Annotated in this window: 20 protein-coding genes and 1 pseudogene; 10 read left to right on the plus strand and 11 right to left on the minus strand. The window is 70.5% G+C overall.

Going from position 1 to position 24,603, the window contains the following annotated elements:
- Positions 1-583: 583 nt before the first annotated feature.
- Both AC07DC_RS14115 and AC07DC_RS14120 read left to right on the plus strand, forming a co-directional pair.
- Positions 584-1,666: a S1 family peptidase gene (locus AC07DC_RS14115; protein WP_478914651.1), complete on the plus strand. Its 1,083-nt coding sequence runs from the start codon at positions 584-586 to the stop codon at positions 1,664-1,666.
- A gap of 150 nt (positions 1,667-1,816) precedes the next feature.
- Positions 1,817-2,464: a hypothetical protein gene (locus tag AC07DC_RS14120; protein ID WP_478914652.1), complete on the plus strand. Its 648-nt coding sequence runs from the start codon at positions 1,817-1,819 to the stop codon at positions 2,462-2,464.
- A 21-nt stretch (positions 2,465-2,485) separates the two neighbouring features.
- On the opposite strand, the gene AC07DC_RS14125 is transcribed toward AC07DC_RS14120, so the two are convergent.
- Positions 2,486-3,112 (minus strand): TetR/AcrR family transcriptional regulator, encoded by a 627-nt coding sequence (locus tag AC07DC_RS14125; protein ID WP_478914653.1) that lies wholly within the window; start codon positions 3,110-3,112, stop codon positions 2,486-2,488.
- A gap of 94 nt (positions 3,113-3,206) precedes the next feature.
- On the opposite strand from AC07DC_RS14125, the gene AC07DC_RS14130 reads away from it, so the two are divergent.
- Positions 3,207-4,514 (plus strand): MFS transporter, encoded by a 1,308-nt coding sequence (locus AC07DC_RS14130; RefSeq protein ID WP_478914654.1) that lies wholly within the window; start codon positions 3,207-3,209, stop codon positions 4,512-4,514.
- A 101-nt stretch (positions 4,515-4,615) separates the two neighbouring features.
- On the opposite strand, the gene AC07DC_RS14135 is transcribed toward AC07DC_RS14130, so the two are convergent.
- Positions 4,616-5,659, minus strand: a complete 1,044-nt coding sequence (locus AC07DC_RS14135; protein WP_478914655.1) for an NAD(P)-dependent alcohol dehydrogenase — start codon at positions 5,657-5,659, stop codon at positions 4,616-4,618.
- Complete coding sequence (locus AC07DC_RS14140) at positions 5,656-6,582, minus strand: helix-turn-helix domain-containing protein (protein ID WP_478914656.1); 927 nt, start codon at positions 6,580-6,582, stop codon at positions 5,656-5,658. The genes AC07DC_RS14135 and AC07DC_RS14140 overlap by 4 nt, the downstream gene beginning before the upstream one ends.
- Before the next feature lie 151 nt (positions 6,583-6,733).
- Here AC07DC_RS14140 and AC07DC_RS14145 point away from each other — a divergent pair, with 151 nt between their 5' ends.
- Complete coding sequence (locus AC07DC_RS14145) at positions 6,734-7,480, plus strand: type 1 glutamine amidotransferase domain-containing protein (protein ID WP_478914657.1); 747 nt, start codon at positions 6,734-6,736, stop codon at positions 7,478-7,480.
- A 12-nt stretch (positions 7,481-7,492) separates the two neighbouring features.
- On the opposite strand, the gene AC07DC_RS14150 is transcribed toward AC07DC_RS14145, so the two are convergent.
- The 8 genes from AC07DC_RS14150 to AC07DC_RS14185 all read right to left on the minus strand — a co-directional run bounded on the left by AC07DC_RS14150 (position 7,493) and on the right by AC07DC_RS14185 (position 16,286).
- Positions 7,493-8,506 carry a LacI family DNA-binding transcriptional regulator gene (locus AC07DC_RS14150; RefSeq protein ID WP_478915120.1) on the minus strand — a complete coding sequence of 338 codons (1,014 nt, stop codon included), beginning with the start codon at positions 8,504-8,506 and terminating at the stop codon, positions 7,493-7,495.
- A gap of 77 nt (positions 8,507-8,583) precedes the next feature.
- A complete protein-coding gene (locus AC07DC_RS14155) occupies positions 8,584-9,615 on the minus strand; it encodes a LacI family DNA-binding transcriptional regulator (RefSeq protein WP_478914658.1) in 1,032 nt (343 codons plus the stop codon).
- 80 nt (positions 9,616-9,695) lie between these two features.
- Positions 9,696-11,114 (minus strand): arabinose isomerase, encoded by a 1,419-nt coding sequence (locus AC07DC_RS14160; RefSeq protein WP_478914659.1) that lies wholly within the window; start codon positions 11,112-11,114, stop codon positions 9,696-9,698.
- 58 nt (positions 11,115-11,172) lie between these two features.
- On the minus strand, positions 11,173-11,508 hold the full coding sequence (locus tag AC07DC_RS14165) for an L-rhamnose mutarotase (protein ID WP_478914660.1): 336 nt from the start codon (positions 11,506-11,508) through the stop codon (positions 11,173-11,175).
- Positions 11,509-11,579: 71 nt separating this feature from the next.
- A complete protein-coding gene (gene rhaS, locus AC07DC_RS14170) occupies positions 11,580-12,665 on the minus strand; it encodes a rhamnose ABC transporter substrate-binding protein (RefSeq protein WP_478914661.1) in 1,086 nt (361 codons plus the stop codon).
- A gap of 66 nt (positions 12,666-12,731) precedes the next feature.
- Entirely contained in the window at positions 12,732-13,721 is a 990-nt protein-coding gene (locus tag AC07DC_RS14175) for an ABC transporter permease (protein WP_478914662.1), read from the minus strand.
- A complete protein-coding gene (locus tag AC07DC_RS14180) occupies positions 13,705-14,757 on the minus strand; it encodes an ABC transporter permease (protein WP_478914663.1) in 1,053 nt (350 codons plus the stop codon). Before AC07DC_RS14180 ends, AC07DC_RS14175 begins: the two co-directional genes overlap by 17 nt.
- Entirely contained in the window at positions 14,757-16,286 is a 1,530-nt protein-coding gene (locus tag AC07DC_RS14185; protein WP_478914664.1) for a sugar ABC transporter ATP-binding protein, read from the minus strand. The genes AC07DC_RS14180 and AC07DC_RS14185 overlap by 1 nt, the downstream gene beginning before the upstream one ends.
- Positions 16,287-16,485: 199 nt before the next feature.
- Between AC07DC_RS14185 and rhaI the strand changes: the two genes are divergently transcribed.
- The 6 genes and pseudogenes from rhaI to AC07DC_RS14215 all read left to right on the plus strand — a co-directional run.
- Complete coding sequence (gene rhaI / locus AC07DC_RS14190; RefSeq protein ID WP_478914665.1) at positions 16,486-17,652, plus strand: L-rhamnose isomerase; 1,167 nt, start codon at positions 16,486-16,488, stop codon at positions 17,650-17,652.
- A 62-nt stretch (positions 17,653-17,714) separates the two neighbouring features.
- Positions 17,715-19,760: a bifunctional aldolase/short-chain dehydrogenase gene (locus AC07DC_RS14195; RefSeq protein ID WP_478914666.1), complete on the plus strand. Its 2,046-nt coding sequence runs from the start codon at positions 17,715-17,717 to the stop codon at positions 19,758-19,760.
- An 80-nt stretch (positions 19,761-19,840) separates the two neighbouring features.
- Positions 19,841-21,325, plus strand: a complete 1,485-nt coding sequence (locus tag AC07DC_RS14200) for a rhamnulokinase (RefSeq protein ID WP_478914667.1) — start codon at positions 19,841-19,843, stop codon at positions 21,323-21,325.
- A gap of 307 nt (positions 21,326-21,632) precedes the next feature.
- The gene (locus tag AC07DC_RS14205; protein ID WP_478914668.1) at positions 21,633-22,394 is read left to right on the plus strand and encodes a DeoR/GlpR family DNA-binding transcription regulator; all 762 of its coding nucleotides are present in this window, start codon (positions 21,633-21,635) and stop codon (positions 22,392-22,394) included.
- A gap of 119 nt (positions 22,395-22,513) precedes the next feature.
- Entirely contained in the window at positions 22,514-23,878 is a 1,365-nt protein-coding gene (locus AC07DC_RS14210; RefSeq protein WP_478914669.1) for an ABC transporter substrate-binding protein, read from the plus strand.
- Between the two features lie 120 nt (positions 23,879-23,998).
- Positions 23,999-24,592, plus strand: a pseudogene (locus tag AC07DC_RS14215) (carbohydrate ABC transporter permease); the annotation flags it as partial.
- Between the last annotated feature and the right edge of the window lie 11 nt (positions 24,593-24,603).

A 24,603-nucleotide genomic window follows, 5' to 3' on the forward strand; every position in this document is an offset into this window, starting at 1 on the left:
GGGGTTGGACCGTTCTATGGGTCCACCCCCCCCCCCACGGCGTCTCAAAACCCCCCGCCGGGGGGGGGGGGCCCCCGCGCGGGGGGGGGGGGCCCCCCCCCCCCCCCGGGCCGGGGGGCCCCCCCCCGGCGGGTCCATGAGGGAAGGCCCGGCGGGCCCTTGGGGGAAGAACGGAAACCAGCCGGGTGACCCTGAGCGGGCGGCGTCTTCGAGGTCGCCGATCAGGCTTCGTGCGCAAGGACTTTGCTCCGACGGATCGGACAAATCGGTCTCCACAAACGGAATCCGAGCGTCGGTTCTCGGACAGGTGTAGTCCTCACCCCGGGCACACAGGCCGTCGCACCGCGCTCCGGTAACCCCCGATCGGGGCCGTCAATGGGGAGGGTTGCGAGGTATATCCGCCCTGTTCACAGATGTGCAGACGGGGCTTGATCATGACCTTGCAGGATACCGGCGGGTATCGGGATACTCGCCGCACCAACTGGCACGGACGAGCAATCCTTGCTGTTTCGCCCGTTCGTGACCGCACATCCTGCGGGCCCGCTGTTGACTGCCGGGCCCACCCCCCACAGGAGGCACTGAGTTGAAGCACCGTCGGATAACCAGGCGTCGTATCGCGATCGCCGGGACAAGCGCCGCCGCCGTAGTCGCCGCGGCCGTTCTCCTTCCCCACGCCAACGCCGCCCAGCCGACCGCACCGACCCCCAAGGCGTTCGCCCCTGCCGCAGCGGCCCAGCTCGCGGGCGACCTCACCTCCCGTCTGGGTGACCGCACCGCGGGCTCGTACTACGACGCGAAGACCAAGCAGCTCGTTGTCAACGTGCTGGACGCCACCGCCGACCAGAAGGTGCAGGACGCGGGAGCCGTTCCCCGGACCGTTCAGCACACCATGGCCGAACTGCACCGCTCGACGCAGACGTTGCGGGCCCAGCCCCGTATCCCCGGCACCTCATGGGCGATCGATCCACGCACCAATCAGGTGGTGGTGACCGCCGACCGGACCGTCAAGGGCGCCCAGCTCGACAGCCTCACCAAGTCCGTCAAGGCACTCGGCGGCACCGCGCAACTGCGGCGCTCGGCCGGCCGGTTCACCCCGTTCATCGCCGGTGGGGACGCGATCTTCGCCAACGGTGCGCGCTGCTCCCTCGGCTTCAACGTGGTCAAGGACGGTCAGCCCTACTTCCTGACCGCGGGCCACTGCGGCGTGGCGTTCAAGAGCTGGTCGGCGTCGTCCGGCGGGCAGGAGATCGGCAACGTCGAGGCCGCCACCTTCCCCGGCCATGACTTCGCGCTGGTCAAGTACACCGACACGAGCGTGGCCCACCCGAGCACCGTGGACCTGTACAACGGCAGCACGCAGGCGATCACCAAGGCCGGCGATCCGACGGTCGGCCAGGCGGTGCAGCGCAGCGGCAGCACCACGCAGGTGCACGACGGCACCGTCACCGGACTCGACGCCACCGTCAACTACGAGGAGGGATCGGTCACCGGACTGATCCAGACCAACGTCTGCGCCGAACCCGGCGACAGCGGCGGTGCGCTCTTCTCCGGGGACACCGCGGTGGGTCTTACCTCCGGCGGCAGCGGCGACTGCACCAACGGCGGAGAGACGTTCTTCCAGCCGGTAACGGCCGCGCTCACTGAGTACGGCGCGCAGATCGGCTGATTCTCCCGCTCGTGCACGTGCTGAGGGGCGGTCCTGCCACGGGGCCGCCCCTCGGTGCGTGCACCGCCTCGGCCGGCAGGGTGGGTGGGGGTCCGGCGCCGTAGAATTGGGGGCGACCAACGTACTGCGGGGGGTAGTAGGAGGTCCCCCATGCGATACGTACCGCTCACCGGTCTGGTGGCCGTGGTGCTCACAGTCGTCGGTTTCCTCGTGGGAGGCGATACGCCCGGGATCAATTCCTCCGGAGTCGCCGTCAGGTCGTTCTACGACGACCATCGCGCCCAGCAGGCGGTGAGCCTGTATCTGCTGGTCATCGCCGGCGTGCTCTTCGTCTTCTTCGCCGCCTACCTGGCGCGGACCCTTCGCGACGCCGCGGACGGCAGCGGCTGGCTGCATCATGTGGTCCTCGCGGGCGGTGTGCTGATCGCCGCGGGCTTCTGGACCGGCGCGACCGTTGTCCTGGCGCTGCTGGACCTCTCGGACGAGGCGGTGGCGGGAAACCAGGCACTGCAGGCTCTGAACGCGGTCACTGAGGACTTCTTCATCCCGTTCGTCGCCGGGCTGGGCCTGCTGCTGCTGGCGGCGGGCGTGTCCGGGGTCCGCACCGCGGCCGGTGTCCTGCCGCGTTGGCTGAGCTGGGTCGCTGTCGGCCTCGGCGTGCTGGCCTTCATTCCCTGGGTCGGCTTCTTCGCCTTCATGGCCGCGGGGCTGTGGGTGATCGTCGTCAGCGTGCTGCTGACGCGCCGTCCGCAGACCGCTCAGCCGGTGACCGGGACGGCTCCGGCCCCTGGCGTGTGACGGCTCGACCGGCTCCGGTTGCTACTTCGTCGCCACGTCGACGTGCGCTGTGTCGCCGAGCGCTGCGTCGATGAGTGCGGTGGCGACCGACCGGGCCTCGGCGGCGGCGCCGGGGTTGCGGTCCATCCGGGCGGCGACACCCGCGCCGTCGTAGAGCAGCACCAGCCGACCGGCCAGCTGCTGCGGGTCGGGCGCTCCGGCGGCCCGGGAGAGGTCGGTGAACAGGGAGCGCACCCATCCGCGGTACGCGTCGGTGGCCTGGATGACCGGGCTGTCGGGACCGACCTCGGCGCTGGCGTTGAGGAAGGCGCAGCCGCGGTACGTGGGCTCGGCGAAGGCTTCGCCGAGCGCGTCGAAGATGGCGAGCAGCTGCTCCCGCGGTGCGTCATGGCGGGCGATGGCCGCGGTCACCCGGCGGCGGCGGATCTCGTGCCGGCCGGCCAGATAGGCGCTGATGAGCCCGTCCTTGTTCCCGTACGCGCTGTAGAGGGTCGCTTTGGCGACACCGGCGCGTTCGATCACCCGGTCGATGCCGACGACATGGATGCCCTCCTCGTAGAAGAGCTCGTTGGCGGCGGCCAGCAGACGCTCGCGTGCCGTGGGGCGCCCGGGGGTGGCGGGGCGGTCTGCGATCGCTTTCGTAGCCATGACTTGACAGTACCAGACCGGTCTGTCTACCGTAAGGCGACTAGACAGACCGGTCTGATCGGACTGGCGCCCGCTAGGCGAAAGAAGTCCTCCGATGTCCTTGCCGCCGACGTTCCCCGTGACCGACCCCTTCGTCCGCAGAACCTGGCGGCTCGGCTCCGGCGCCGCCTTCTACCTCCAGGCGTCGATCGTGGTGGCCTTCCTCGCCGCCTCCAGCGCCCCCACCCCGCTCTACGCCGTCTACCAGGGCGAATGGGGTTTCTCCCCGATCACCACGACCGTGGTCTTCGGCATCTACGCGCTCGCCGTGCTCGCCGCACTGCTCACCGTCGGATCGCTGTCGGACCACATAGGACGGCGTCCCGTCCTGCTCGCGGCGATCGTGCTGCAGGTCGTCGCGATGATCGTGCTCACCACGGCGGGCGGGGTGAGCGAGCTGATGATCGCCCGGGTCGTCCAGGGGCTGTCGACCGGCGCGGCCGTCGGCGCGGTCGGCGCGGGGATGCTCGACCTCGACAAGGTCAAGGGCACCATCGCCAACGCGATCGCCCCCATGACCGGCACCGCCACCGGGGCTCTCGCCTCCGGCCTGCTGGTCCAGTTCCTGCCCGCACCGACCCACCTCGTCTACGTGGCTCTGCTCGCCGTGTTCGTCCTGCAGGGAATCGGTGTCGCCCTGATGCGGGAGACCTCCGAGCCCAAGCCGGGCGCGCTCGCCTCGCTCCGCCCCCGCTTCGGCGTCCCGAAGGCGGCCCGCGGACCACTGCTGGTGGCCGCCCCCGTCCTGGTCGCGGTCTGGGCGCTGGCCGGACTCTACGGATCCGTCATCCCGGCGGTCGTCCGCAGCGTGGTCGGTTCCGACTCGCTGCTGCTCGGCGGCCTGGCGCTGTTCGCCCTCGCCGGAAGCGGCGCGATATCGGTGCTGCTGCTCCGCAACGCCGCCCCGGCCCGGGTGATGCTGCTCGGCATCGTCGCCCTCATCGTGGGCGTCGGCGTCACCCTGCTCGCGATCGACCACAACGCGACGGCCGCCTTCTTCCTCGGGACGGTAATGGCGGGCGTCGGCTTCGGCGGCGGCTTCCAGGGCGCGATCCGCACCATCGTCCCGCTGGCCGCGCCGCACGAGCGGTCCGGACTGCTGTCCACCATCTACGTGCTGTCCTACCTGGCCATGGGCCTGCCCGCGGTGATCGGCGGCTTCCTGGTCGTGCACGGCGGGGGACTGCTGCCGACGACGCGGGAGTACGGGATCGCCGTGATGGCGCTCGGGGTGCTCGCGCTGCTGGGGCTGGCGGTACCGCGCCGGGTAACCCGCGGATCGCAGGAGTCCCTCGTGGTGAGCAGCGGTGTTCCGGCGCTGCGGAAGGTTGCCGTCCAGGAAGCGGAGTACGCGAAGCGTTAGCCGAGGACGGTGCCCGGAGGTCGTTCGGGCGCTGACGACAAAGGCCCTGCCGCCCCGCCGAAGCGGGGCGGCAGGGCCTTTGTCGCAGCCGTGAGCTGCCGTCAGATGGTGGCGGTGTCGATGACGAACCGGTACCGGACGTCGCTGGCGACGACACGGTCGTACGCCTCGTTGATCCGGTCGGCCGAGATCACCTCGATCTCGGCGCCCAGGCCGTGCTCGGCGCAGAAGTCCAGCATCTCCTGCGTCTGCCGGATGCCGCCGATCATCGAACCGGCCAGGCTGCGCCGGCCCCCGATCAGCGAGAAGACGTTCAGCGAGACGGGGTGCTCGGGCGCGCCGACATTGACCAGGGTGCCGTCCACCCGCAGCAGCGACAGGTACGCGTCCAGGTCGAGGTTGGCCGAGACGGTGTTCACGATCAGGTCGAATGTCCCGGCGAGCTGCTGGAACGTCGACTCGTCGTTGGTGGCGTAGTAGCGCTCGGCGCCGAACCGCTTGGCGTCGTCCTGCTTGCGCAAGCTCTGGCTGAGAACGGTGACCTCGGCGCCCAGAGCGGCGGCGATCTTGACGCCCATGTGGCCGAGACCGCCCATACCGACGATGGCGACCTTCTTGCCGGGGCCGGCGTTCCAGTGCTTCAGCGGTGAGTAGAGGGTGATCCCGGCGCACAGCAGCGGGGCGGCGACATCGAGCTCGACGCCCTCGGGAATGCGCAGGACGAAGTTCTCGTCCACGACGACGTGGGTGCTGTAGCCGCCGTAGGTGGGCTCGCCGTCCCGGCCGATGGCGTTGTAGGTGCCGGTGCCGCCGTTCAGGCAGTACTGCTCGTCACCGGCCAGGCAGTTCTCGCACTCGCGGCAGGAGTCGACGAAGCAGCCCACGCCGACCCGGTCGCCGACGGCGTACTTGGTGACGCCCGGGCCGACCTCGCTGACGATGCCGGCGATCTCGTGGCCCGGCACCATGGGGAACTTCGCGCCACCCCACTCGTCGCGGACCTGGTGGATGTCGGAGTGGCAGATGCCGGCGAACTTGATGTCGATCAGCACGTCGTGTTCACGCACGGCGCGGCGGGGGATCGTGGTGCGCTCCAGCGGCGCCTTGGCGGAGGGAGCGGCGTAAGCGGAGACGGTGGTCGTCATCGTGCGGATTTCTCCAGAGAATCGTCGGGGTCGGCGGGCGCGGGCCGTGCCGCGGCCGCCTTCGGTGAGCTCAGGGGTGCGGTGGTGAGGTGGGCGAGCAGCCGCAGTGCGGTCTCGGAGGGCGAACCCGGCTCGGTGGTGTAGACGAAGAGGGTCTGGTCCGCGTCGCCCGGCGGTGTGAGGGCCTCGTACGCGACGGTGAGCTCCCCGACCTGGGGGTGGCGGTAGCGCTTGGTGCCGTGCGTCCGGCGGCTCACGTCGTGCGCGGCCCACGCGGTACGGAACTCCTCGCTCTTGACCGCGAGCTCGCCGATCAGCTCGCAGAAGGACCGGTCCTCGCAGTTGCGCCCCGCGTCGAGACGCAGCACGGCAGCGGTCTCCGCGGCGATCTGCTCCCAGTCCGGATACAGCTGCCGGGCGGACTCGTCCAGGAAGATGAACCGGGCCAGATTCCGCTCCCGGTGCGGCAGCGCCTCGAAATCGGAGACCAAGGAGCGGGCCAGTCGATTGCTGGCCAGCACCTGCAAACCGCGGCCGACGATGAAAGCCGGTGTCAGTCCGTCCAGCGTCTCCAGCATTCTGTGCAGCCCCGGCCGCACCCGCTGCGGGCGGGCCGACGGACGCCGTGCGGCGCGCGGCTGCGGGCGGGCGAGCTGTATCAGATAGATGTGCTCGACCTCGTTGAGCTGGAGCGCGCGGGCGACGGAGTCCAGCACGCTTCCGGAGACGTTGCGGTGCCGCCCCTGCTCCAGCCGCGCGTAGTAGTCGGTACTGACTCCGGCCAGCCGGGCCAGCTCCTCCCGGCGCAGCCCCGGCACCCGGCGGGCGGATCCATTGACGGCGACCCCCGCCTCCCCGGGACCCAGCCGGGCCCTGCGGGAGCGGAGGAACTCGCCCAGTTCGACGTTCTGGTCCAGACCCATGACTCAAGTATTGACGCAGTCGGAGCTCTTTCAGGGCCCCAAGGTAGGTCTGCCAGACCCACCCCTCGTCCTCGGCGGACAGCCTCGGTGCCACTGACCGGCTGGGAGCCATCGCGTAGGGTGGCGCGGGCATCGGCATGAGGGAGACTCCGTGGCTCGTATCCTGCTACCCCTGCCCGACCGGGACTTCGACGTCACCGAGGTCGCGGTCCCCTGGCGGCTGCTGACCGACGCGGGCCATGACGTGGTGTTCGCCACCGAACGTGCGGGTACCGTCCCGGCCGCGGACCCCCGGCTGCTGTCCGGAGTCGTCTTCGGCAAGCTCGGGGCCGAGGCTGACGCCAAGCGCTGTTACGCGCAGCTGGTCGAGGACGACGCCTTCCGTGCCACGGTCGCCTGGCAGGACCTCGACCCGGCGGCGTACGACGCGTTGCTGCTTCCGGGCGGTCACGCCCCGGCCATGCGCCAGTACCTGGGCTCGGAGCTGCTGCAGAGCAAGGTCGCCGCGTTCTGGGCGACCGGCCGACCGGTCGCCGCCATCTGCCACGGAGTGCTGGTGCTGGCGCGCGCCCAGGACCCGGCGACCGGCCGCAGCGTGCTGCACGGCCGCCGGACCACCTGCCTGCCCGCCTACATGGAGCGCTCCGCGTACTTCGCCACCGCGTGGCGGCTGGGCACGTACTACCGGACGTATCCGGTCTACGTGGAGGCGGAGGTACGCGGGGCGCTGGCGCGGCCGGATGATTTCGAACGGGGTCCGTTCACGCTCTCCCGGCGGGGCACCGCCACGGACGACACCGCCGCTTTCACCGTTGTCGACGGCTCGTACCTGTCGGCCCGTTGGCCGGGCGACGCGTATCTGCTCGCCCGCAGGTTGATCGCGCTCCTCGACGACTGACCCCCGCAGGCGTCAGCGCTGCTTGCCCAGCGTCGAACCCCGGACCACCAGCTCCGGCTGCAGCACGATCTGCTGGTGTTGGTGCTCGCCGGCGCGGTCGCCGGTCTCCGCGATGAGCAGCTCGGCGGCGGCCCGGCCCATGCGGTGGGCGGGCTGGCGCACCGAGGTCAGCGGGACCGCGGCCGCCGCCGCGAACTCGATGTCGTCATAGCCGACGAGCGCCAGCTCCTGCGGCACGGCGATCCCCGCCGCGTACAAGGCCTGCAGCACGCCCAGGGCGAGAAGGTCGTTCGCGCAGAACACCGCCGTGGGCCGGCCGGCCATGCCCAGCAACCGGGCGCCCGCGTCCCGACCGGCGGCGACGTCCAGCCGGTCCGTCTCGATGTGGGACAGCGCCTCTGGTGGCAGTCCCGCCGCGGCCAGCGCGTCGAGCGCCCCGGTCCGCCGGTCCCGGCACTGGGTGAGATGCATCGGGCCGCTGACGTACACCAGCCGCTGGTGGCCCTGGTCCAGGAGGTGGCCGGCGGCCAGCCGCCCGCCGGCGATGTCGTCGACCGACACCGAGCACGCCGACGCGCTCGGCACGACACGGTCGACGAAGACGAAGGGGATGTCATGGCGCCGGAAGGAGTCGAGATTGCGCCCCGTGGTGTCGGCGGGCGTCACCAGCACCCCGCGAACCCGGTGCTCGGCGAAGAGGCTCAGATACTCCGCCTCCTCCGCCGCGCTTCCGGCGCTGTTGCAGAGCATCACGCCGAGCCCCGCCTCGCGGGCGGCGCGCTCGGCGCCCGACGCGACGTCGACGAAGAACGGATTGGCCATGTCCAGCACGAGCAGGGCGATGATCCGGCTGTGACCGGCGCGCAGCTGGCGCGCCGACTCACTGCGCACGTAACCGAGTTGGTCTATCACCTCGAGCACCCGGATGCGGGTCTGCTCCGAGACCATGTCAGGGCGGTTGATCACGTTCGATACGGTGCCGACGGAGACCCCGGCCTCCCGTGCGACGTCCTTGATGCCCATCATGCGCGCCACGAGCTCCGAACCACCGTCTTCCGCGGCTCTCCGCGGCCGCGGTCTCATGCTACGCACATCTTGTGTGATCAGCCTCCGCCACGAACACCGAGCGAGGACGTCCTGACGACCAGTTCCGGCTGGAACACGATCTTCCGGTGCACATGGGTGCCGGGACGCCCGTCCGTCTCCTCGATCAGCAGCTCCGCGGCGGTGCGGCCGATCCTGAACGAGGGCTGGCGCACGGAGCTGAGCGGGACCGCGGCGCCCGAAGCGAACTCGATGTCGTCATAGCCGACGAGAGCGATGTCGGCCGGGACCCGGACGCCGGCCGCGTAGAGGGTCTGCAGTACGCCGAGGGCGAGCAGGTCGTTCGCGCAGAACACGGCGGAGGGACGGTCGGTGGCGTCCAGCAGACGAGCCCCCGCCTCGCGGCCGGCGGCGACGTCGAACCGCGGTGCCCCGATCTCGGTCAGGTTCTCCCGTGCGACCCGCGCCTCGTCGAGGGCGTGCAGTGCGCCCTGAAACCGGTCCCGGGACTGGGCCAGGCGCGGGGGACCGCTGACGTAGGCGATGCGGCGATGGCCCGCGGCGAGCAGATGCCGCACGGCGAGGCTGCCGCCGGCCACGTCGTCGACCGACACCGAGCACGCCTCGGCGGCGGACCATTCCCGGTCGGCGACGACGAAGGAGATGCCCCGGCCGCGCAGCGCCCGCAGATTGCGGCGGGTGGTGTCGGTGGGGGTGACCAACACCCCGCGGACCCGTTGCTCGGCGAACATCCCCAGGTACTCGGCCTCCTGCGACGGGTCACCCGCGCTGGTGCACACCATGACGGCGAGTCCCGCCTCGCGGGCGGCCTGCTGGGCTCCACGGGCCAGTTCGGAGAAGAAGGGGTTGGCGAGATCCAGGACCAGGAGCGCCAGCATCCTGCTGCGGCCGGCCCGCAACTGGCGGGCCGACTCGCTGCGGACGTAACCGAGCCGGTCGATCACCGCGAGCACCCGCCGTCGCGTGGGCTCTGCCACCGTGTCGGGCCGGTTGAGGACGTTCGAGACCGTGCCGAGCGAGACGCCCGACTCTTCGGCGACGTCCTTGATGCCGACGGCGCTGCGCTTCACCCGGCTTCCCGGCGCGCGCCCGAGGCGTCGGACGGATCCGCCGGCGCCGTCCGCGGGACCGGGGAGCGACCGCTCCCCGGTCAAGAGACCTCGACCAGTTCCAGGCCCGTGAGGTCGGCCACCGCGCGCAGTTCGGGCACGATGTGACCGGTGGCCAGCGCCCAGTGGTGGGCGACACCGGTGGCGCTCCAGGCGTCGGTCCACTCGCCGGGATCGGTGCCGAAGTCCACCCGGGAGGTGGTGTTGCCGATCTTCAGCAGCGGGCCGCCGACCACCTCGCCCTGGGAGGTGACCAGCTTGTAGCGGCCGTCGCGGGTCTGGCCGAGACCGACCAGGGTGACCGGGCCGTGCCGCACGTCGAACTCCACGGACACACCCCAGCCACGTTTGCCGTGGAAGACCCCGAGGCCGCGCAGGAGCGGCCGGTGCTGGCTGATGCCCAGGTGCGCGGGCCCGTCGTGGCCCATCTCCACCACGCCGTCACGGAAGTTGAGCGCCTGCAGCTCGGTGAAGGAACCGCCCGCGCCGAGCCGGTCGGCGATGAGCATCGCCAGCGACGTACGCAGCTCGTACTCGCCCGCGGCCGGGACCCCGCGGGCGGTGAGCAGCGACGCGCCGAGGATCATGCCGGCGCCCAGCCGCTCGTGGATCTCGCCGTCCAGGCCCCGGTGGTAGTACGCGAGGCTGTCGAGGTCGAAGTCGGCCACCAGTCGGTCGAGCCCGGCGGACACCCGGGCCGCCCACTCCACATCGTCCGCGACGACGGAATCGTCGAACTCGAAGGTTTCCCTGGCCTCGGCGAGCTTGTCGGCGACCTCCGCCTCGGTGACGCTGTCCACCCGCACGCGCAGGTCGTCGAACTCCAACACCTCCACATGGCCGCCGAGGTTGCCGGAGACCATCGCCAGGTCGGTCGAGACGTCGTACATACCGGGGTAGAGGTGGCCCATCAGGCCGTGCCGGCCGTGGCGGAGCACCGACCGCACCCCGGCCGCGCGAATCCACCGGCCGATCCGGGCCCAGGCCCGGTCGTCCTCCAGATAGCCGGACACGGAGCGGAACGGGACACCGGCGCGCTCGAAGGAGTTGGCCATCTCGGGCAGCGGGCAGGCGCCGCAGTACGCGAGCCACTGACCGGTGTCGAACGTGGCGTGGTCCATGGCCTCATTGGGCTGCAGATTGATCAGCAGGACCGGGGCGCCCGAACGCTGGGCCACCGGTGCCAGCATCGTCGCGGTCATGTACGTGGTCAGGAATCCGACGATGAGGTCGCATCCGGCGGCCCGCAGCTTCTCCGCGGCCGCCGCGCCCTCCTGGGCGTCCGAGATGAAGCCGACGTCGACGACCTCGGCGTCGAACTCCTTCATGCGTTCGGTGACGCGTGCGGCGGAGCGGCGCAACTGGGGCAGCAGGTCGGGGAACTGGGGCCAGTAGGCGCCCAGTCCCCCCGCCACGAGACCGATCTTCGGCCTGCGCGCGGTCGCGGGGGTGCGGGTCATGGCGGGTGTCTCCGTTCACGGGGTCGGCCGGGGTGGGGGTCGGCCGGATAGCCGGCCGTCACACGAGGTGGAAGATTTCGGTGAGGGGTCGTATGCCCTGGTCGGGCCGGTCCGGCCGATCGGTGTCGGTGTCGGAGTCTTCGAAGAACTCGGCCATCTCCGTCTGCCAGCGGGTGTTGACCTCGGTGCCGGCCATGGCGCTCCGGGCCGCGGTGAAGTCGTCGGTCTCCAGATAGCCCACCAGCAGCCCGTCCTCGCGGAGGAAGAGCGAGTAGTTGTGCCAGCCGCAGGCGGACAGCGCGGCGGTCATCTCCGGCCACACCGCGGCGTGCCGGCGGCGGTATTCGTCGATCCGGTCCTGGCGGACCTTGAGCAGGAAGCAGACACGCCGCATGTTCTCGGGCCTTTCGCCGTTGACGGCCGGCCGTGCCGCGCGCGGACGGCGGGCCGGGATGCCGGCAGCTGTCAGAAGTCGAACGCATCGATGTTGGCCGCGTCGAAGACGGTGGGCTTGCCGAGGATGACCTCACCGTTCTTACCGACCGTGAAGGTGCCCAGGTCGCCGGCCTTGAAGGACTGCCCCTCCGCGCCGGTGATCTGGCCGGAGCACAGCGCGGACGCGGCGTACGCGGCGAGGCGGCCGAGCTTCTTGGGGTCCCACAGGGAGAACTGCGCGACGGTTCCGTCCTTGACGTACTTGCGCATCTGGTTGGGGGTGCCCAGCCCGTTCACCACCACCTTGCCCTTGTACGACGAGGAGCTGATGTAGCGGGCGGACGCCGCGATGCCGACGGTGGTCGGGGCGATGATGCCCTTGAGGTCCGGGTAGGCCTGCAGCAGCCCCTGCGTCTGCTGGAAGGACTTCTGGTCGTCGTCGTCCCCGTAGGCGACCTTGACCAGCTCCATCCCCTTGTACGCCGGAAGCGCCAGTTCCTTCTTCATGAAGTCGATCCAGGTGTTCTGGTTCGTGGCGTTCTGGGTGGCGGACAGAATCGCGATCTTGCCCTTGAAGCCGAGCTGCTTGCCGAGGTTCTGCACCAGGCTGCGGCCGATCTGTTCGGAGCTCGCCTGGTTGATGAAGAGCTGGCGGCACTCCTTGGCGGTGTCGGAGTCGTAGGCGACGACCTTGATGCCCTTGCCCATCGCCTGCTTGAGCGGACCGCACACCGCGTTGGGGTCGTTGGCGGCCAGCAGGATGGCGTCCTGCTGCTGCTGGATGAGCGTGTTGATGTAGGAGACCTGCGAGGACGCGCTGGCGTCGGAGGGCCCGACCTCCTTGGCGGTGCTGCCGAGCTCCTTCGCGGTCGCGATGCCGGAGTTGTCGACGATGGTCTCGTAGGGGTTGTTGATCTGCTTGGGGAGGAACGCGAGCTTCAGACCCTTCTTCAGCGCGGCGCCCGGGTCGGCCGAGGCCGTCGAGGCCGTGCCGGGGCCCTGGTCCGCGTTGGACTTCTTCGTCGTGCCACCGCAGGCGGTCGCGGTGAGGGCGAGAGCGCAGACGGCGGTCACCGCGGTGAGCGCGCGCACCGTGGCGGTGGAGGGGAGGGACATGGCGAAGCCCTTCTTCGGGGAGATGTTCGGGAGGAACGGTGGTGCGGTGGAGTGCGGTGCGCGCCGTCAGGCCGTCGCGGCTGCGCGCCGGTGGCGCCGTTCGAGTGCCGCGGCGATCACCCGCGGGGTCAGTACCGAGGCCACCAGCAGGAGTCCGGTGACGATCACCTGGACCTCGTTGGCCACGTCGTTGAGGATGAGCAGGTTCTTGAGCAGGCCGATCAGCAGCACCCCGGCGACGGCGCCGAAGAGGGTGCCCTTGCCGCCGTCGAAGTCGACGCCCCCCAGCAGCACGGAGGCGATGACGAGCATCTCGAAGCCCTGGCCGTTGTCGGCGCGGGCGCTGCCGTAGCGCAGGGTGAACACGATGCCCGCGAAGGCCGACAGCAGACCGGTGAGGACGAACAGCAGCAGCTTGATCCGCTTGACCCGGATACCGGAGAAGTAGGCGGCCTCCTCCTGGGCTCCGGTGGCGAACAGCGAGCGGCCCAACCCGGTGGCGTGCAGCACCACGCCGGTGACGGCCGCCAGGACGATGAACAGGGCGAAGGGGTAGGGCAGGATCCCGAGCACGGTGTCGGTGTCCGACGTCCATCGGGCGTACGTCTCGGGGAAGTCGGTGACCGCGTTGCTTCCCAGCGCCACCGACGCCAGGCCCCGGTAGAGCGTCAGCGTGCCGATGGTGACGGCCAGCGAGGGCAGCCCGACCCGGGTGACCAGCCAGCCATTGAGCAGGCCGCCGAGGATGCCGATGGCCAGCACCACCGGAATGATGGTCTCGAACGCCCAGCCCGATTCCCACAGTTTGCCGCTGACCGCGCTGGCCAGGCCCAGCATGGAGGCGACCGACAGATCGATCTCGCCGGCCACGACCAGCAGCGTCATCGGCAGCGCGATGATCGCGACCTCGGCGATGTCATTGAGGGCGAAGGACAGGTTGCCGGCGGTGGCGAACCCCTCGGTGGTACCGGCGCCGGTGGCGAAGACCGCCACCAGCAGGACGCCGACCGCGACGTCCCAGCGCAGGAACCTGCTCAGTTCAGGCTTGGTGGACATGGCGCGCGTTCCTCTTCCTCAGGGCGCTGGTCATGCGCAGGGTCACGATCCGGTCGACGCTGATGGCCGCGAGGAGCAGGGCTCCGGTGATGGCGCTCTGCCAGAAGGAGCCGACCTTCAGGACGACCAGGACGCTTCCGACGGTGGTGAGCAGCAGCGCGCCGAGGGCCGCACCCCAGACGCTGCCGGTGCCGCCGGTGATGGCGACGCCGCCGACCACCACCGCGCTGACCACCGTCAGTTCCCAGCCGTGGGCGTTGTCGGCGACCACGGTGCCGAAGCGGGCCAGCCACAGGGCGCCGGCGAATCCCGCGACCGCGCCGGAGAAGACGTAGGCGGCCAGGATCCGGCGGCGGATCGGGATGCCCGCCAGCCGGGCGGCCTCCGGGCTGGAGCCGATGGCGTACAGCTCCCGCCCGCTGCGGTAGGACCGCAGGTAGTACGAGGCCGCGGCCAGTACGGCAACGGCGATCAGCGCCAGGTACGGGACGCCGAGGACGCTTCCGCTGCCCAGGTCGAGGACGGAGGCGGGGACGTCGGCGGCGTTGATCTGCTCACCGTGCGCCCACCAGTAGTCGGTGCCCTGGATGATGTAGAGCATCCCCAGCGTGACCACGAGCGCCGGTACCCGCCCGAAGCTGACGAGCACTCCGCTGATGAGGCCGCAGAGGGCGCCGACGCCGATCCCGAGCAGCAGGGCGAGGACGGCGTTGCGGTCGGTGCCGGAGACGAACTTTCCGCAGGCGAAGGCGGACAGCCCGACCACCGAGCCGACCGAGAGGTCGATGTTGCGGGTGAGGACCACGACCGACTGGCCGACGGCCAGCAGGATCAGGATCGACGCGTTGAGGAGCAGGTCCTTGATGCCCTGCTCCGACAGGAAGCGGTGATTGGCCGCCCAGGTGCCGAGGACGAGCAGCACCAGGCACCCGGCGATGCTGATCTCCCGGGCCCGGAAGACGGTCTCGGTGAGCGAACGCGCCGTCACCTTGCGGGCGTCGGGCGCCGCCGTGGGCTGTTCCACTGTCGCTGTCATCAGGCTGCCTTCTCTCCGCCGGCTTTCCGGCCGGTGGCCGCGGCCATGACCGATTCCTCGGTGGCCAGTGCGCGCGGGAGCTCCGCGGTGATGCGTCCCTCGTGCATGACCAGCACCCGGTCGGCCATGGCGAGAACTTCGGGCAGGTCGGAGGAGACCATGAGGACGGCGAGTCCTTCCGCGGCGAGCGAGGACAGCAATCGGTGGACCTCGGCCTTGGTGCCGATGTCGATGCCCCGGGTCGGCTCGTCGACGATCAGCACCCCGGGTTCGGTGGCCAGCCATTTGGCCAGCACGACCTTCTGCTGGTTGCCTCCGGAGAGCACCCCGACCGGGTCGGAGAGCCGGTTGTACTTCAGTTGGAGTCGCACCGCCCAGTCCGCGGCCCGGCCGCGCTCCAGCGTTCTGCGGACCAGGCCGCCGCGGCCGAGCCGGTCGAGTCCGGTCAGGCCGATGTTCCGTTCGATGGACAGTTCCATCACCAGCCCCTGCTGGCGCCGGTCCTCCGGGACCAGGGCGACGCCGGCGGCCATCGCGGCGGAGGGCGAGCCGGCCGGAAGTCTGGTGCCCGACACGTGCACGTCGCCGGCGTCGGCCCGGTCGACACCGAAGACGGCGCGGACGACCTCGCTGCGGCCGGCGCCCACCAGGCCGGCCAGCGCGACGATCTCTCCGCGGCGGACGTCGAACGAGACATCGGTGAAGACGCCCTCGCGGGTGAGCCGGCGTACGGCCAGGGCCGTTTCGCCGATCCGTGCGGGCTGTTTGGGGTAGAGGTCGTCCAGGTCCCGGCCGACCATCCGGCGCACCAGGTCGTCCTCGGTCAGGCCGTCGATCGTGTCGCTGGAGATCAGCCGGCCGTCCCGCAAGGTGGTGACGCGCTGGCAGAGGGTGAAGATCTCCTCCAGCCGGTGCGAGATGAACAGCACGGCGGTGCCCTGCTCGCGCAGCGTCCGCACCACGCCGAAGAGCCGGGCCACTTCGGCGCCGGTCAGCGCCGCGGTGGGTTCGTCCATGATCAGGACGCGGGCGTCGAAGGAGAGCGCCTTGGCGATCTCGACGAGCTGCTGGTCGGCGATGGACAGCCCGCGGCAGAGCTGCCCGGGGTCGAGGTCGACGCCGAGCCGTTCGATGAGGGCCTGGGTCGCGTCGCGTACCGACCGGTGGTCGACCCGGCCGAGTGAGCGGCGCGGTTGGCGGCCCATGAAGATGTTCTCGGCGACGGTGAGGTCGGGAAAGAGCGTCGGTTCCTGGTAGATGACCGCGATGCCGGCGTCCCGGGCGTCGGAGGGTCCGTGGAAGGTGACGGCCTCGCCGTCGACCAGGACCCGCCCGGCGTCGGGCCGGTGCACTCCGGCGAGCATCTTGATCAGGGTCGACTTGCCGGCCCCGTTCTCGCCGGCGAGAGCGTGTGCCTCCCCGGCGAACAGGGCCAGGGACACACCCTGCAGGGCCCGGACCGCACCGAAGGACTTGCTGGCGTCCTCCAGCGAGAGTACGGGCCGTTCCGCCGACTTCGGCTGGTCCATGGTGAGGCCTCACATGAAAGGTTTCAACTGAGTTGCACGGACGTTAGGCCAGGGTGACATGACGCGTCAATGGTTTCGATTCAAGTTTCCCGCTCCGGAATATGCAGAGGGCCGAACTCCCGTAACCAGGAGGTTGACACCCCCTTCTCGTGCACCTAGCTTCCCTTCAGTGAAACGATTCACGGCGGGAGCGATGCACATGACCGACCTGTCCACGGTGAAGGCCGCGCTGAGGGCCCAGTCCATCGAGACGCCGTCCTGGGCGTACGGCAACTCCGGCACGCGCTTCAAGGTGTTCGCGCAAGCGGGCGTGCCCCGCACCCCGCAGGAGAAGATCGACGACGCGGCGCGCGTCCACGAGTTCACCGCGGCCGCGCCCTCGGTGGCGCTGCACATCCCGTGGGACAGGACCGACGACTACCCGGCTCTGGCGGCCCACGCGGCCGAGCGCGGTGTACGGCTCGGAGTGATCAACTCCAATGTGTTCCAGGACGACGACTACAAACTCGGTTCAGTCACCCACCCCGATCCCAAGATCCGGCGCAAGGCCACCGACCATCTGCTGGAATGCGTCGACATCATGGACGCCACCGGCTCGCGCGATCTGAAACTCTGGTTCTCCGACGGGACGAACTACCCCGGACAGGACGATATCGCCGATCGTCAGGGACGGCTGGGCGACGCGCTGGCGGAGGTCTACGAGCGGCTCGCCGACGACCAGCGGATGCTGCTGGAGTACAAGCTCTTCGAGCCCGCCTTCTACGCCACGGACGTGCCGGACTGGGGCACCGCCTACGCCCACTGCCTCAAGCTCGGCCCGAAGGCGCAGGTCGTCGTCGACACCGGCCACCACGCGCCGGGCACCAACATCGAGTTCATCGTGGCGACGCTGCTGCGCGAGGGAAAGCTCGGCGGATTCGACTTCAACTCGCGCTTCTACGCCGACGACGACCTGATGGCCGGCGCGGCGGACCCTTTCCAGCTCTTCCGGATCATGTACGAAGTGGTGCGCGGCGGCGGGCTCGCGGCCGAGACCGGAGTGGCCTTCATGCTCGACCAGTGCCACAACATCGAGGCGAAGATCCCGGCGATCATCCGATCGGTGATGAATGTGCAGGAGGCCACCGCCAAGGCGCTGTTGGTCGACCCCGAGGCGCTGCGCGCCGCCCAGCAGGCCGGTGAGGTGCTGGAGGCGAACGCCGTGCTGATGGATGCGTACAACACCGACGTCCGCCCGCTGCTGCGCGAGGTCCGCGAGGAGCAGGGCATCGACCCGGACCCGCTCGCCGCCTACAAGCGCTCCGGCTGGGCCGATCACATCGTCGCCCAACGGGTCGGCGGGACGCAGGCGGGCTGGGGGGCGTAGCCCCGCACCCTGCCCACTCCGTCCGCCCGATGATTCCGCCCCCATCCGCAAGGGATTCCACGATGACCGCAGAACTCCACCCGCAGGCGGCGGAGCTGCTGGCGCGCAGCCACCGACTGGGCGCCGATCCCCGCAACACCAACTACGCCGGCGGCAACACCTCCGCCAAGGGGACCGCCACCGACCCCGTGACCGGACAGGACACCGAGCTGATGTGGGTGAAGGGGTCCGGCGGCGACCTGGGCACCCTGCCGGCGTCCGGGCTCGCCGCCCTGCGGCTCGACCGGCTGCGCGCACTCGTGGACGTCTATCCGGGCGTCGACCGCGAGGACGAGATGGTGGCCGCCTTCGACTTCTGCCTGCACGGCAAGGGCGGGGCGGCGCCCTCCATCGACACCGCGATGCACGCCCTGGTCGGAGCCGCACATGTCGATCATCTGCACCCCGACTCCGGCATCGCGCTGGCCTGCTCCGCCGACGGCGAGGCGCTGACCAAGGAGTGCTTCGGCGACCGGGTGGCCTGGGTGCCGTGGCGCCGCCCGGGATTCCAACTGGGCCTGGACATCGCCGCCGTGAAGGAGGCGAACCCGCAGGCCATCGGCTGCGTGCTCGGCGGTCATGGCATCACCGCCTGGGGCGCGACCTCGCAGGAGTGCGAGCAGAACTCCCTCGACATCATCCGTACCGCCGCCGCGTTCCTCGACCGGCGCGGCCGCGCCGAACCGTTCGGGCCGGTGCTGCCCGGCTTTGAGCCGCTTCCCTCGGAACAGCGCAGGGCGCGGGCGGCCGCGCTGGCTCCCGTCCTGCGGTCCATCGCCTCCGCCGACCGCCCGCAGATCGGCCACTTCTGCGACTCCGACGCGGTGCTCGACTTCCTCGCCCGGGGAGAGCACCCGCGTTTGGCCGCACTCGGCACCTCCTGCCCCGACCACTTCCTGCGCACCAAGGTCCGCCCGCTGGTCCTGGATCTGCCCGGCGACACCCCGCTCGACGAGGCGGTGGCGCGGTTGCGGCACCTGCACACCGAGTACCGCGAGCAGTACGCCGCCTACTACGCGCGGCACGCCACGCCGGACTCACCTCCGATGCGCGGCGCCGACCCGGCGATCGTGCTGGTCCCGGGCGTCGGGATGTTCTCCTACGGCAAGGACAAGCAGACCGCACGTGTCGCGGGGGAGTTCTACCTCAACGCGATCAACGTGATGCGCGGCGCCGAGTCGGTCTCGTCCTACCTGCCGATCGACGAATCCGAGAAGTTCCGTATCGAGTACTGGGAACTGGAGGAGGCGAAGCTGCGCCGGATGCCCCGGGCGCAGCCGCTGGCGACCCGGATCGCGCTGGTGACCGGCGCCGGCTCGGGCATCGGCAGGGCCATCGCCCACCGGCTCGCCGCCGAAGGCGCCTGCGTGGTCGTCGCCGACATCGACGCGACACGCGCCGGCGCGGTCGCCGAGGAGCTCGGCGGGCCGGACCGAGCGGTCTCCGTGACGGCCGACGTCACCTCCGAGGAACAGATCCTGGCGGCGTTCGACGCGGCGGTCCTCGCCTTCGGTGGCGTGGATCTCGTGGTCAACAACGCGGGCATCTCCATCTCCAAGCCGCTGCTGGAGACCACCGCGGCGGACTGGGACCTGCAGCACTCGATCATGGCCCGCGGATCCTTCCTCACCTCCCGGGAGGCCGCGCGGATCATGATCCAGCAGGGCCTGGGCGGTGACATCGTCTACATCTCCAGCAAGAACGGGGTCTTCGCCGGTCCCAACAACATCGCCTACGGCGCCACCAAGGCCGACCAGGCCCACCAGGTGCGGCTGCTCGCCGCCGAGCTGGGGGAGCACGGCATCCGGGTCAACGGCATCAACCCCGACGGGGTGGTCCAGGGTTCGGGGATCTTCGCGGGCGGTTGGGGCGCCCAACGCGCCGCGGTGTACGGGGTGAGCGAGGAGAACCTCGGCGCGTTCTACGCCCAGCGCACCCTGCTCAAGCGCGAGGTGCTGCCCGAGCACGTGGCCAACGCCGTCTTCGCCCTGACCAGTGGGGAACTCAGCCATACGACGGGGCTGCACATTCCCGTCGACGCCGGGGTGGCAGCGGCGTTCCTGCGGTAGCGGGGCCCGGCCGGCGGCGGGGCGAACCGTCCGCGCCGGCCGGTGAGATCCCCTCCCCACGACTTCCTGTGAGGCTCCTCATGTCACCGAGCGACCCCCGTGCCTTCGCCGCCGTCGACCTCGGCGCATCCAGCGGGCGGGTCATGGTCGGCCGGGTCACCGCGCGGTCGGTCGGCCTGGACGAGGTCCACCGCTTCCCCAACATCCCGGTCAGGGTCGGCGGCACCCTGCACTGGGACGTGCTGGCGCTGTACCGCGGGGTCCTGGAGGGCCTGCGGGCGGCCGGTCAGGTGACATCCGTGGGGATCGACACCTGGGCCGTCGACTACGGGCTGCTGGCCGCCGACGGTTCGCTGCTCGGCAACCCCGTCCACTACCGCGACGCCCGGACCGAGGGTGTTCCGGAGCGGATCTGGCAGACGGTTCCGCAGGCCGAGCTGTACGCCGTCACCGGTGTGCAGCACGCACCGTTCAACACCCTCTACCAGCTGGCCGCCGCCCGGGGAACGCCCCAACTGGACGCCGCCGCGCAGCTGCTGCTGATGCCGGACCTCATCGCGTACTGGCTCACCGGAACGGCCGGCACGGAGCTGACCAACGCCTCCACCACGCAGCTCCTGGACCCCCGCACCGGCGACTGGGCGCACGCGCTTGCCGGGCGGCTCGGCATCGAGCTGTCGCTCTTCCCGCCCCTGCGCCGGCCCGGCGACCCGGCGGGCGAGCTGCTGCCCGAGGTTCTGGAAGCCACCGGGATGGCACACCCCGTGCCGGTGGTCACGGTCGGATCGCACGACACCGCCTCGGCGGTCGTCGGGGTGCCGGCGGACACCGACCGCTTCGCGTACATCTCCTGCGGAACCTGGTCGCTGGCCGGAGTAGAACTGGACGCCCCCGTCCTCACCGAGGACTCGCGCGCCGCGAACTTCACCAACGAACTGGGTGTGGACGGCACCGTCCGCTATCTGCGCAACATCATGGGCCTGTGGCTGCTGCAGGAGTGCCTCCGCTCCTGGCAGGCCGCGGGCCTTCCGCACGACCTCGGCCGGCTGCTGGCCCAAGCCGCGCAGGCCCCGCCGCTGCGCTCGGTCGTGGACGCCGCCGACCCGGGACTGCTCGCGCCGAACGGCATGCCAGACCGTATCGCCGCATTTTGCCGCAAAACCGGACAGTCGGTACCGCGGGATCCCGCGGAGACGGTGCGCTGCATCCTGGACTCCCTCGCGCTGGCGCACCGCGCGGCGATCGAGGACGCCCAACGTCTGTCGGGACGGCCCGTCGACGTCGTGCACATCGTGGGAGGAGGCGCGCGCAACGAGCTGCTCTGCCAACTGACGGCGGACGCCTGCGGGCTGCCGGTGGTGGCCGGTCCCGCCGAGGCGGCGGCCCTGGGCAACGTCCTGGTGCAGGCCCGGGCCGCGGGAGTGATCGGCGGCGGCCTCGCGGACATCCGCTCCCTGCTGCGCCGCACCCAGCCGCTGCGCCGCTACGAGCCGGCCGCCGACCGCGCCCGGTGGAACGCGGCGGCGGCCCGGCCGGCCGCCGCGAAGGACACGGTCCGCACGTAGCCGTCTCCACCTTCCTGCCGGTACGGGGGCCCCTGTCATGGGTGCCGGTCGTCGTTCGTTCTCCGGTGTCCGGTGTCCGGATCCACCGCAATCGGCAGCTCATCGGGGGCAGCCGGGCACACGTGTCGCGTCCGCCGATGAAGCGGACGCCGCTGACCTGCGCTCTTGTGGTTGCCAACCCGGGCACAATCGGGCAACGTCTTGCCCGGAACGGGGCGGTGCACGGCCACGGCGCGACGGTATAACTCATGGACGGGCCCATTCGGGCCCCGAATGCCCGAACGGGCGCAGGAGGGCGGGTGCGGTGATGCGGTCGGAAGAGCGGCACCACCGGCTGCTTGCCCTGGCGCGCCAGACCGGGCGCGTCGAGGTCGCCATCGCGGCCGCCGACTTCAGGGTCGCGCCGGAGACCATCCGGCGGGACCTGAGTGCACTGGAGCGCAGAGGGCTGGTCCGCCGCACCCACGGCGGCGCCTACCCCGTCGAGAGCGCGGGCTTCGAGACCAATCTGGCCCAGCGCGTCACGCTGCACGTCGAGAGCAAACGCCGTATCGCCGCGGAAGGAGTCAAGCTCCTCGACAGCGCGGAGACCATCTTCGTGGACGAGGGGTACACACCTCAGCTCCTGGCCGCTCTGCTGCCGACCGACCGGCCGCTGACCGTGGTGACGGCATCGCTGTCGACAGCCGCGGCGATCGCCGAGTCCGACAACACCACCGTCCTCCTGCTGGGCGGCCGGGTCCGCGCACGAACGCTGGCCACCGTGGGCTCCTGGGCCTGCGCCATGCTCTCGGGCTTCGTCATCGACCTGGCGTACCTGGGATCGAACGGGATCTCCCGGGAATTCGGGCTCACCACGCCCGACCCGGTGGTGGCGGACGTCAAGGCCAAAGCCATCGAGGTCTCCCGCCGACGGATCTTCCTGGGGCACCACGGCAAGTTCGGAGCGAGCAGCTTCTGCCGGTTCGCGGAGGTCTCCGACTTCGAGGCCATCGTCACCGACACCGGACTGTCCAGCGCGGAAGCGCACCGCTACACCCTCCTGGGCCCTCAGGTCATCCGCGTCTGACCCGACCGCTCTCCACCTCGCTGCAGCCGGCTGCCCCGCAGTGACGGGCACCTGTGGCGTGGGCGAAATCAGCTGACACCCGGTCCCACCCGGCCGGATCACCAACGAAGGGATCCAGCGTGACGACAAGACCGAAGAACGCACCTCGCACTGTTGCGATGGGAGCCATGATCCTCTGCACCAGCCTGCTCGCGGCATGTTCGGGCGCCGGTGGCGGGGGCGGCGGCTCCCAGGCGCACTCCATCAACGTGCTGATGGTCAACAACCCGCAGATGGTGGATCTGCAGAAGCTGACCGCGGACAACTTCACGAAGTCCACGGGCATCAAGGTCAACTTCACTGTGCTGCCGGAGAACGATGTCCGCGACAAGATCAGTCAGGACTTCGCCAGCCAGGCCGGACAGTACGACGTGGCGACCATCAGCAACTACGAGGCACCGATCTACGCGAAGAACGGCTGGCTGTCGCCGCTGACCGCGCAGTCCAAGGCCGACACCGCCTTCGAGCAGGGCGACATCCTGCCCAGCATCCAGCAGTCCCTGACCTCGGGCGGACAGATATACGCCGAGCCGTTCTATGGCGAGTCGTCGTTCCTGATGTACCGCAAGGACGTCTTCGCGGCGAAGAACCTGACCATGCCCGCCAACCCGACCTGGACCCAGGTCGCGGACCTGGCGGCGCGGGCCGACGGAGCCCAGCCCGGTATGAAGGGCATCTGCCTGCGCGGGCAGCCGGGATGGGGTGAGCTGATCGCGCCGTTGACCACGGTGGTGAACACCATGGGCGGCACCTGGTTCGACAAGGACTGGAAAGCCCAGGTCAACAGCCCGGAGTTCACCAAGGCGACGAAGTTCTATGTCGACCTGGTGCGGGCGCACGGTGAGGCGGGCGCACCGCAGGCCGGCTTCACCGAGTGCCTGAACAACATGGAGCAGGGCAAGGTCGCCATGTGGTACGACGCCACCTCCGCCGCCGGCCTGCTGGACGGCACGGGCTCACCGGTCGCCGGGAAGATGGGTTATGCGCCCGCGCCGGTCGACCGAACCAAGAGCTCGGGATGGCTCTACACCTGGGCCTGGGGTCTGCAGAAGGCCAGCAAGCACCAGGACGACGCATGGAAGTTCATTTCCTGGGCGTCCGGCAAGCAGTACGAGAACCTCGTCGGCAGCAAGCTCGGCTGGTCCAAGGTCCCGGCCGGCAAGCGCACCTCGACGTACGCCAACGCCCAGTACCTCACCGCCGCATCGGCGTTCGCCGCGGCCACCAAGACCGCACTGACCAACGCCGACCCCCTCGATCCCGGTGTGCAGGCACGACCCGCACCCGGCATCCAGTTCGTCGGCATCCCCGAATTCACCGATCTCGGCACTCAGGTCTCGCAGGAGATCAGCTCCGCCATCGCCGGCCGGACCAGCGTCGAGAGCGCCCTGAAAACCAGCCAGGCCCGCGCCGAGGCGGTCGCCGCCAAACACGCCGGCCAGTGACCGGCCCCCACCGGCCGACCCACTCCCGACCCGGACAGCACACCTCCCGACCCACGCCGATCCACTCCCGACCCGCCCCCCGCGGGTCGGGAGGCCACCCGCGCGAAGCGGAGAGACACCATGACCGTCCCCCTCACCGCAAAACGCCCGCGACTCCTGCGACAAGGAGTGCGGGAATCGTCCCCTCCCGCCAACCGGCCCCGCGGCGCCTGGGCCCGCCGGGCACCACTCCTCCCGGCGCTGGTCTTCCTGATCGCGGTCACCCAGCTGCCGTTCCTGGGAACGCTGGGCATATCGTTCATGCGCTGGAACGCCCTGGACCCCGGCAACCGGGGCTTCGGTGGCCTGGCCAACTACAAGACCGCTCTGACTGATCCGACGCTGCGCTCGTCCATCACCACCACTGTCATCCTGACCGCCGCGGTCGTCCTGGTGAGCCTGCTGTTCGGGCTCGGCCTGGCCCTGCTGCTGGACCGGCAGTTCCGCGGCCGCGGCATCGTCCGCACGATGCTCATCACTCCCTTCCTCGTCGTGCCGGTGGCCTCCGCGCTGCTGTGGAAGCACGCCCTGTACAACGCGTCCTACGGGCTGATCAACGGCACCCTGACCTGGATCTGGAGCCTGTTCGGCAGCTCCGACGCCCCGCAGACCGACTGGCTGTCCACCAACCCCCTCATCGCGGTCGAGGCCTCACTGGTCTGGCGCCCCGGCCCGCCAACCACGCC

It is taken from the genome of Streptomyces sp. NPDC045021, assembly GCF_056432645.1.

Excerpts from the sequence above, each read along its gene's own strand:
- AC07DC_RS14150 (WP_478915120.1), bottom strand. The coding sequence starts at position 8,506 with ATGATGGGCATCAAGGACGTCGCACGGGAGGCCGGGGTCTCCGTCGGC.
- AC07DC_RS14130 (WP_478914654.1), top strand. The coding sequence starts at position 3,207 with ATGTCCTTGCCGCCGACGTTCCCCGTGACCGACCCCTTCGTCCGCAGA.
- AC07DC_RS14185 (WP_478914664.1), bottom strand. The coding sequence starts at position 16,286 with ATGGACCAGCCGAAGTCGGCGGAACGGCCCGTACTCTCGCTGGAGGAC.
- AC07DC_RS14180 (WP_478914663.1), bottom strand. The coding sequence starts at position 14,757 with ATGACAGCGACAGTGGAACAGCCCACGGCGGCGCCCGACGCCCGCAAG.
- rhaI (WP_478914665.1), top strand. The coding sequence starts at position 16,486 with ATGACCGACCTGTCCACGGTGAAGGCCGCGCTGAGGGCCCAGTCCATC.
- AC07DC_RS14200 (WP_478914667.1), top strand. The coding sequence starts at position 19,841 with ATGTCACCGAGCGACCCCCGTGCCTTCGCCGCCGTCGACCTCGGCGCA.
- AC07DC_RS14205 (WP_478914668.1), top strand. The coding sequence starts at position 21,633 with ATGCGGTCGGAAGAGCGGCACCACCGGCTGCTTGCCCTGGCGCGCCAG.
- AC07DC_RS14140 (WP_478914656.1), bottom strand. The coding sequence starts at position 6,582 with ATGGGTCTGGACCAGAACGTCGAACTGGGCGAGTTCCTCCGCTCCCGC.
- rhaS (WP_478914661.1), bottom strand. The coding sequence starts at position 12,665 with ATGTCCCTCCCCTCCACCGCCACGGTGCGCGCGCTCACCGCGGTGACC.
- AC07DC_RS14195 (WP_478914666.1), top strand. The coding sequence starts at position 17,715 with ATGACCGCAGAACTCCACCCGCAGGCGGCGGAGCTGCTGGCGCGCAGC.
- AC07DC_RS14120 (WP_478914652.1), top strand. The coding sequence starts at position 1,817 with ATGCGATACGTACCGCTCACCGGTCTGGTGGCCGTGGTGCTCACAGTC.
- AC07DC_RS14175 (WP_478914662.1), bottom strand. The coding sequence starts at position 13,721 with ATGTCCACCAAGCCTGAACTGAGCAGGTTCCTGCGCTGGGACGTCGCG.
- AC07DC_RS14135 (WP_478914655.1), bottom strand. The coding sequence starts at position 5,659 with ATGACGACCACCGTCTCCGCTTACGCCGCTCCCTCCGCCAAGGCGCCG.
- AC07DC_RS14160 (WP_478914659.1), bottom strand. The coding sequence starts at position 11,114 with ATGACCCGCACCCCCGCGACCGCGCGCAGGCCGAAGATCGGTCTCGTG.
- AC07DC_RS14125 (WP_478914653.1), bottom strand. The coding sequence starts at position 3,112 with ATGGCTACGAAAGCGATCGCAGACCGCCCCGCCACCCCCGGGCGCCCC.
- AC07DC_RS14165 (WP_478914660.1), bottom strand. The coding sequence starts at position 11,508 with ATGCGGCGTGTCTGCTTCCTGCTCAAGGTCCGCCAGGACCGGATCGAC.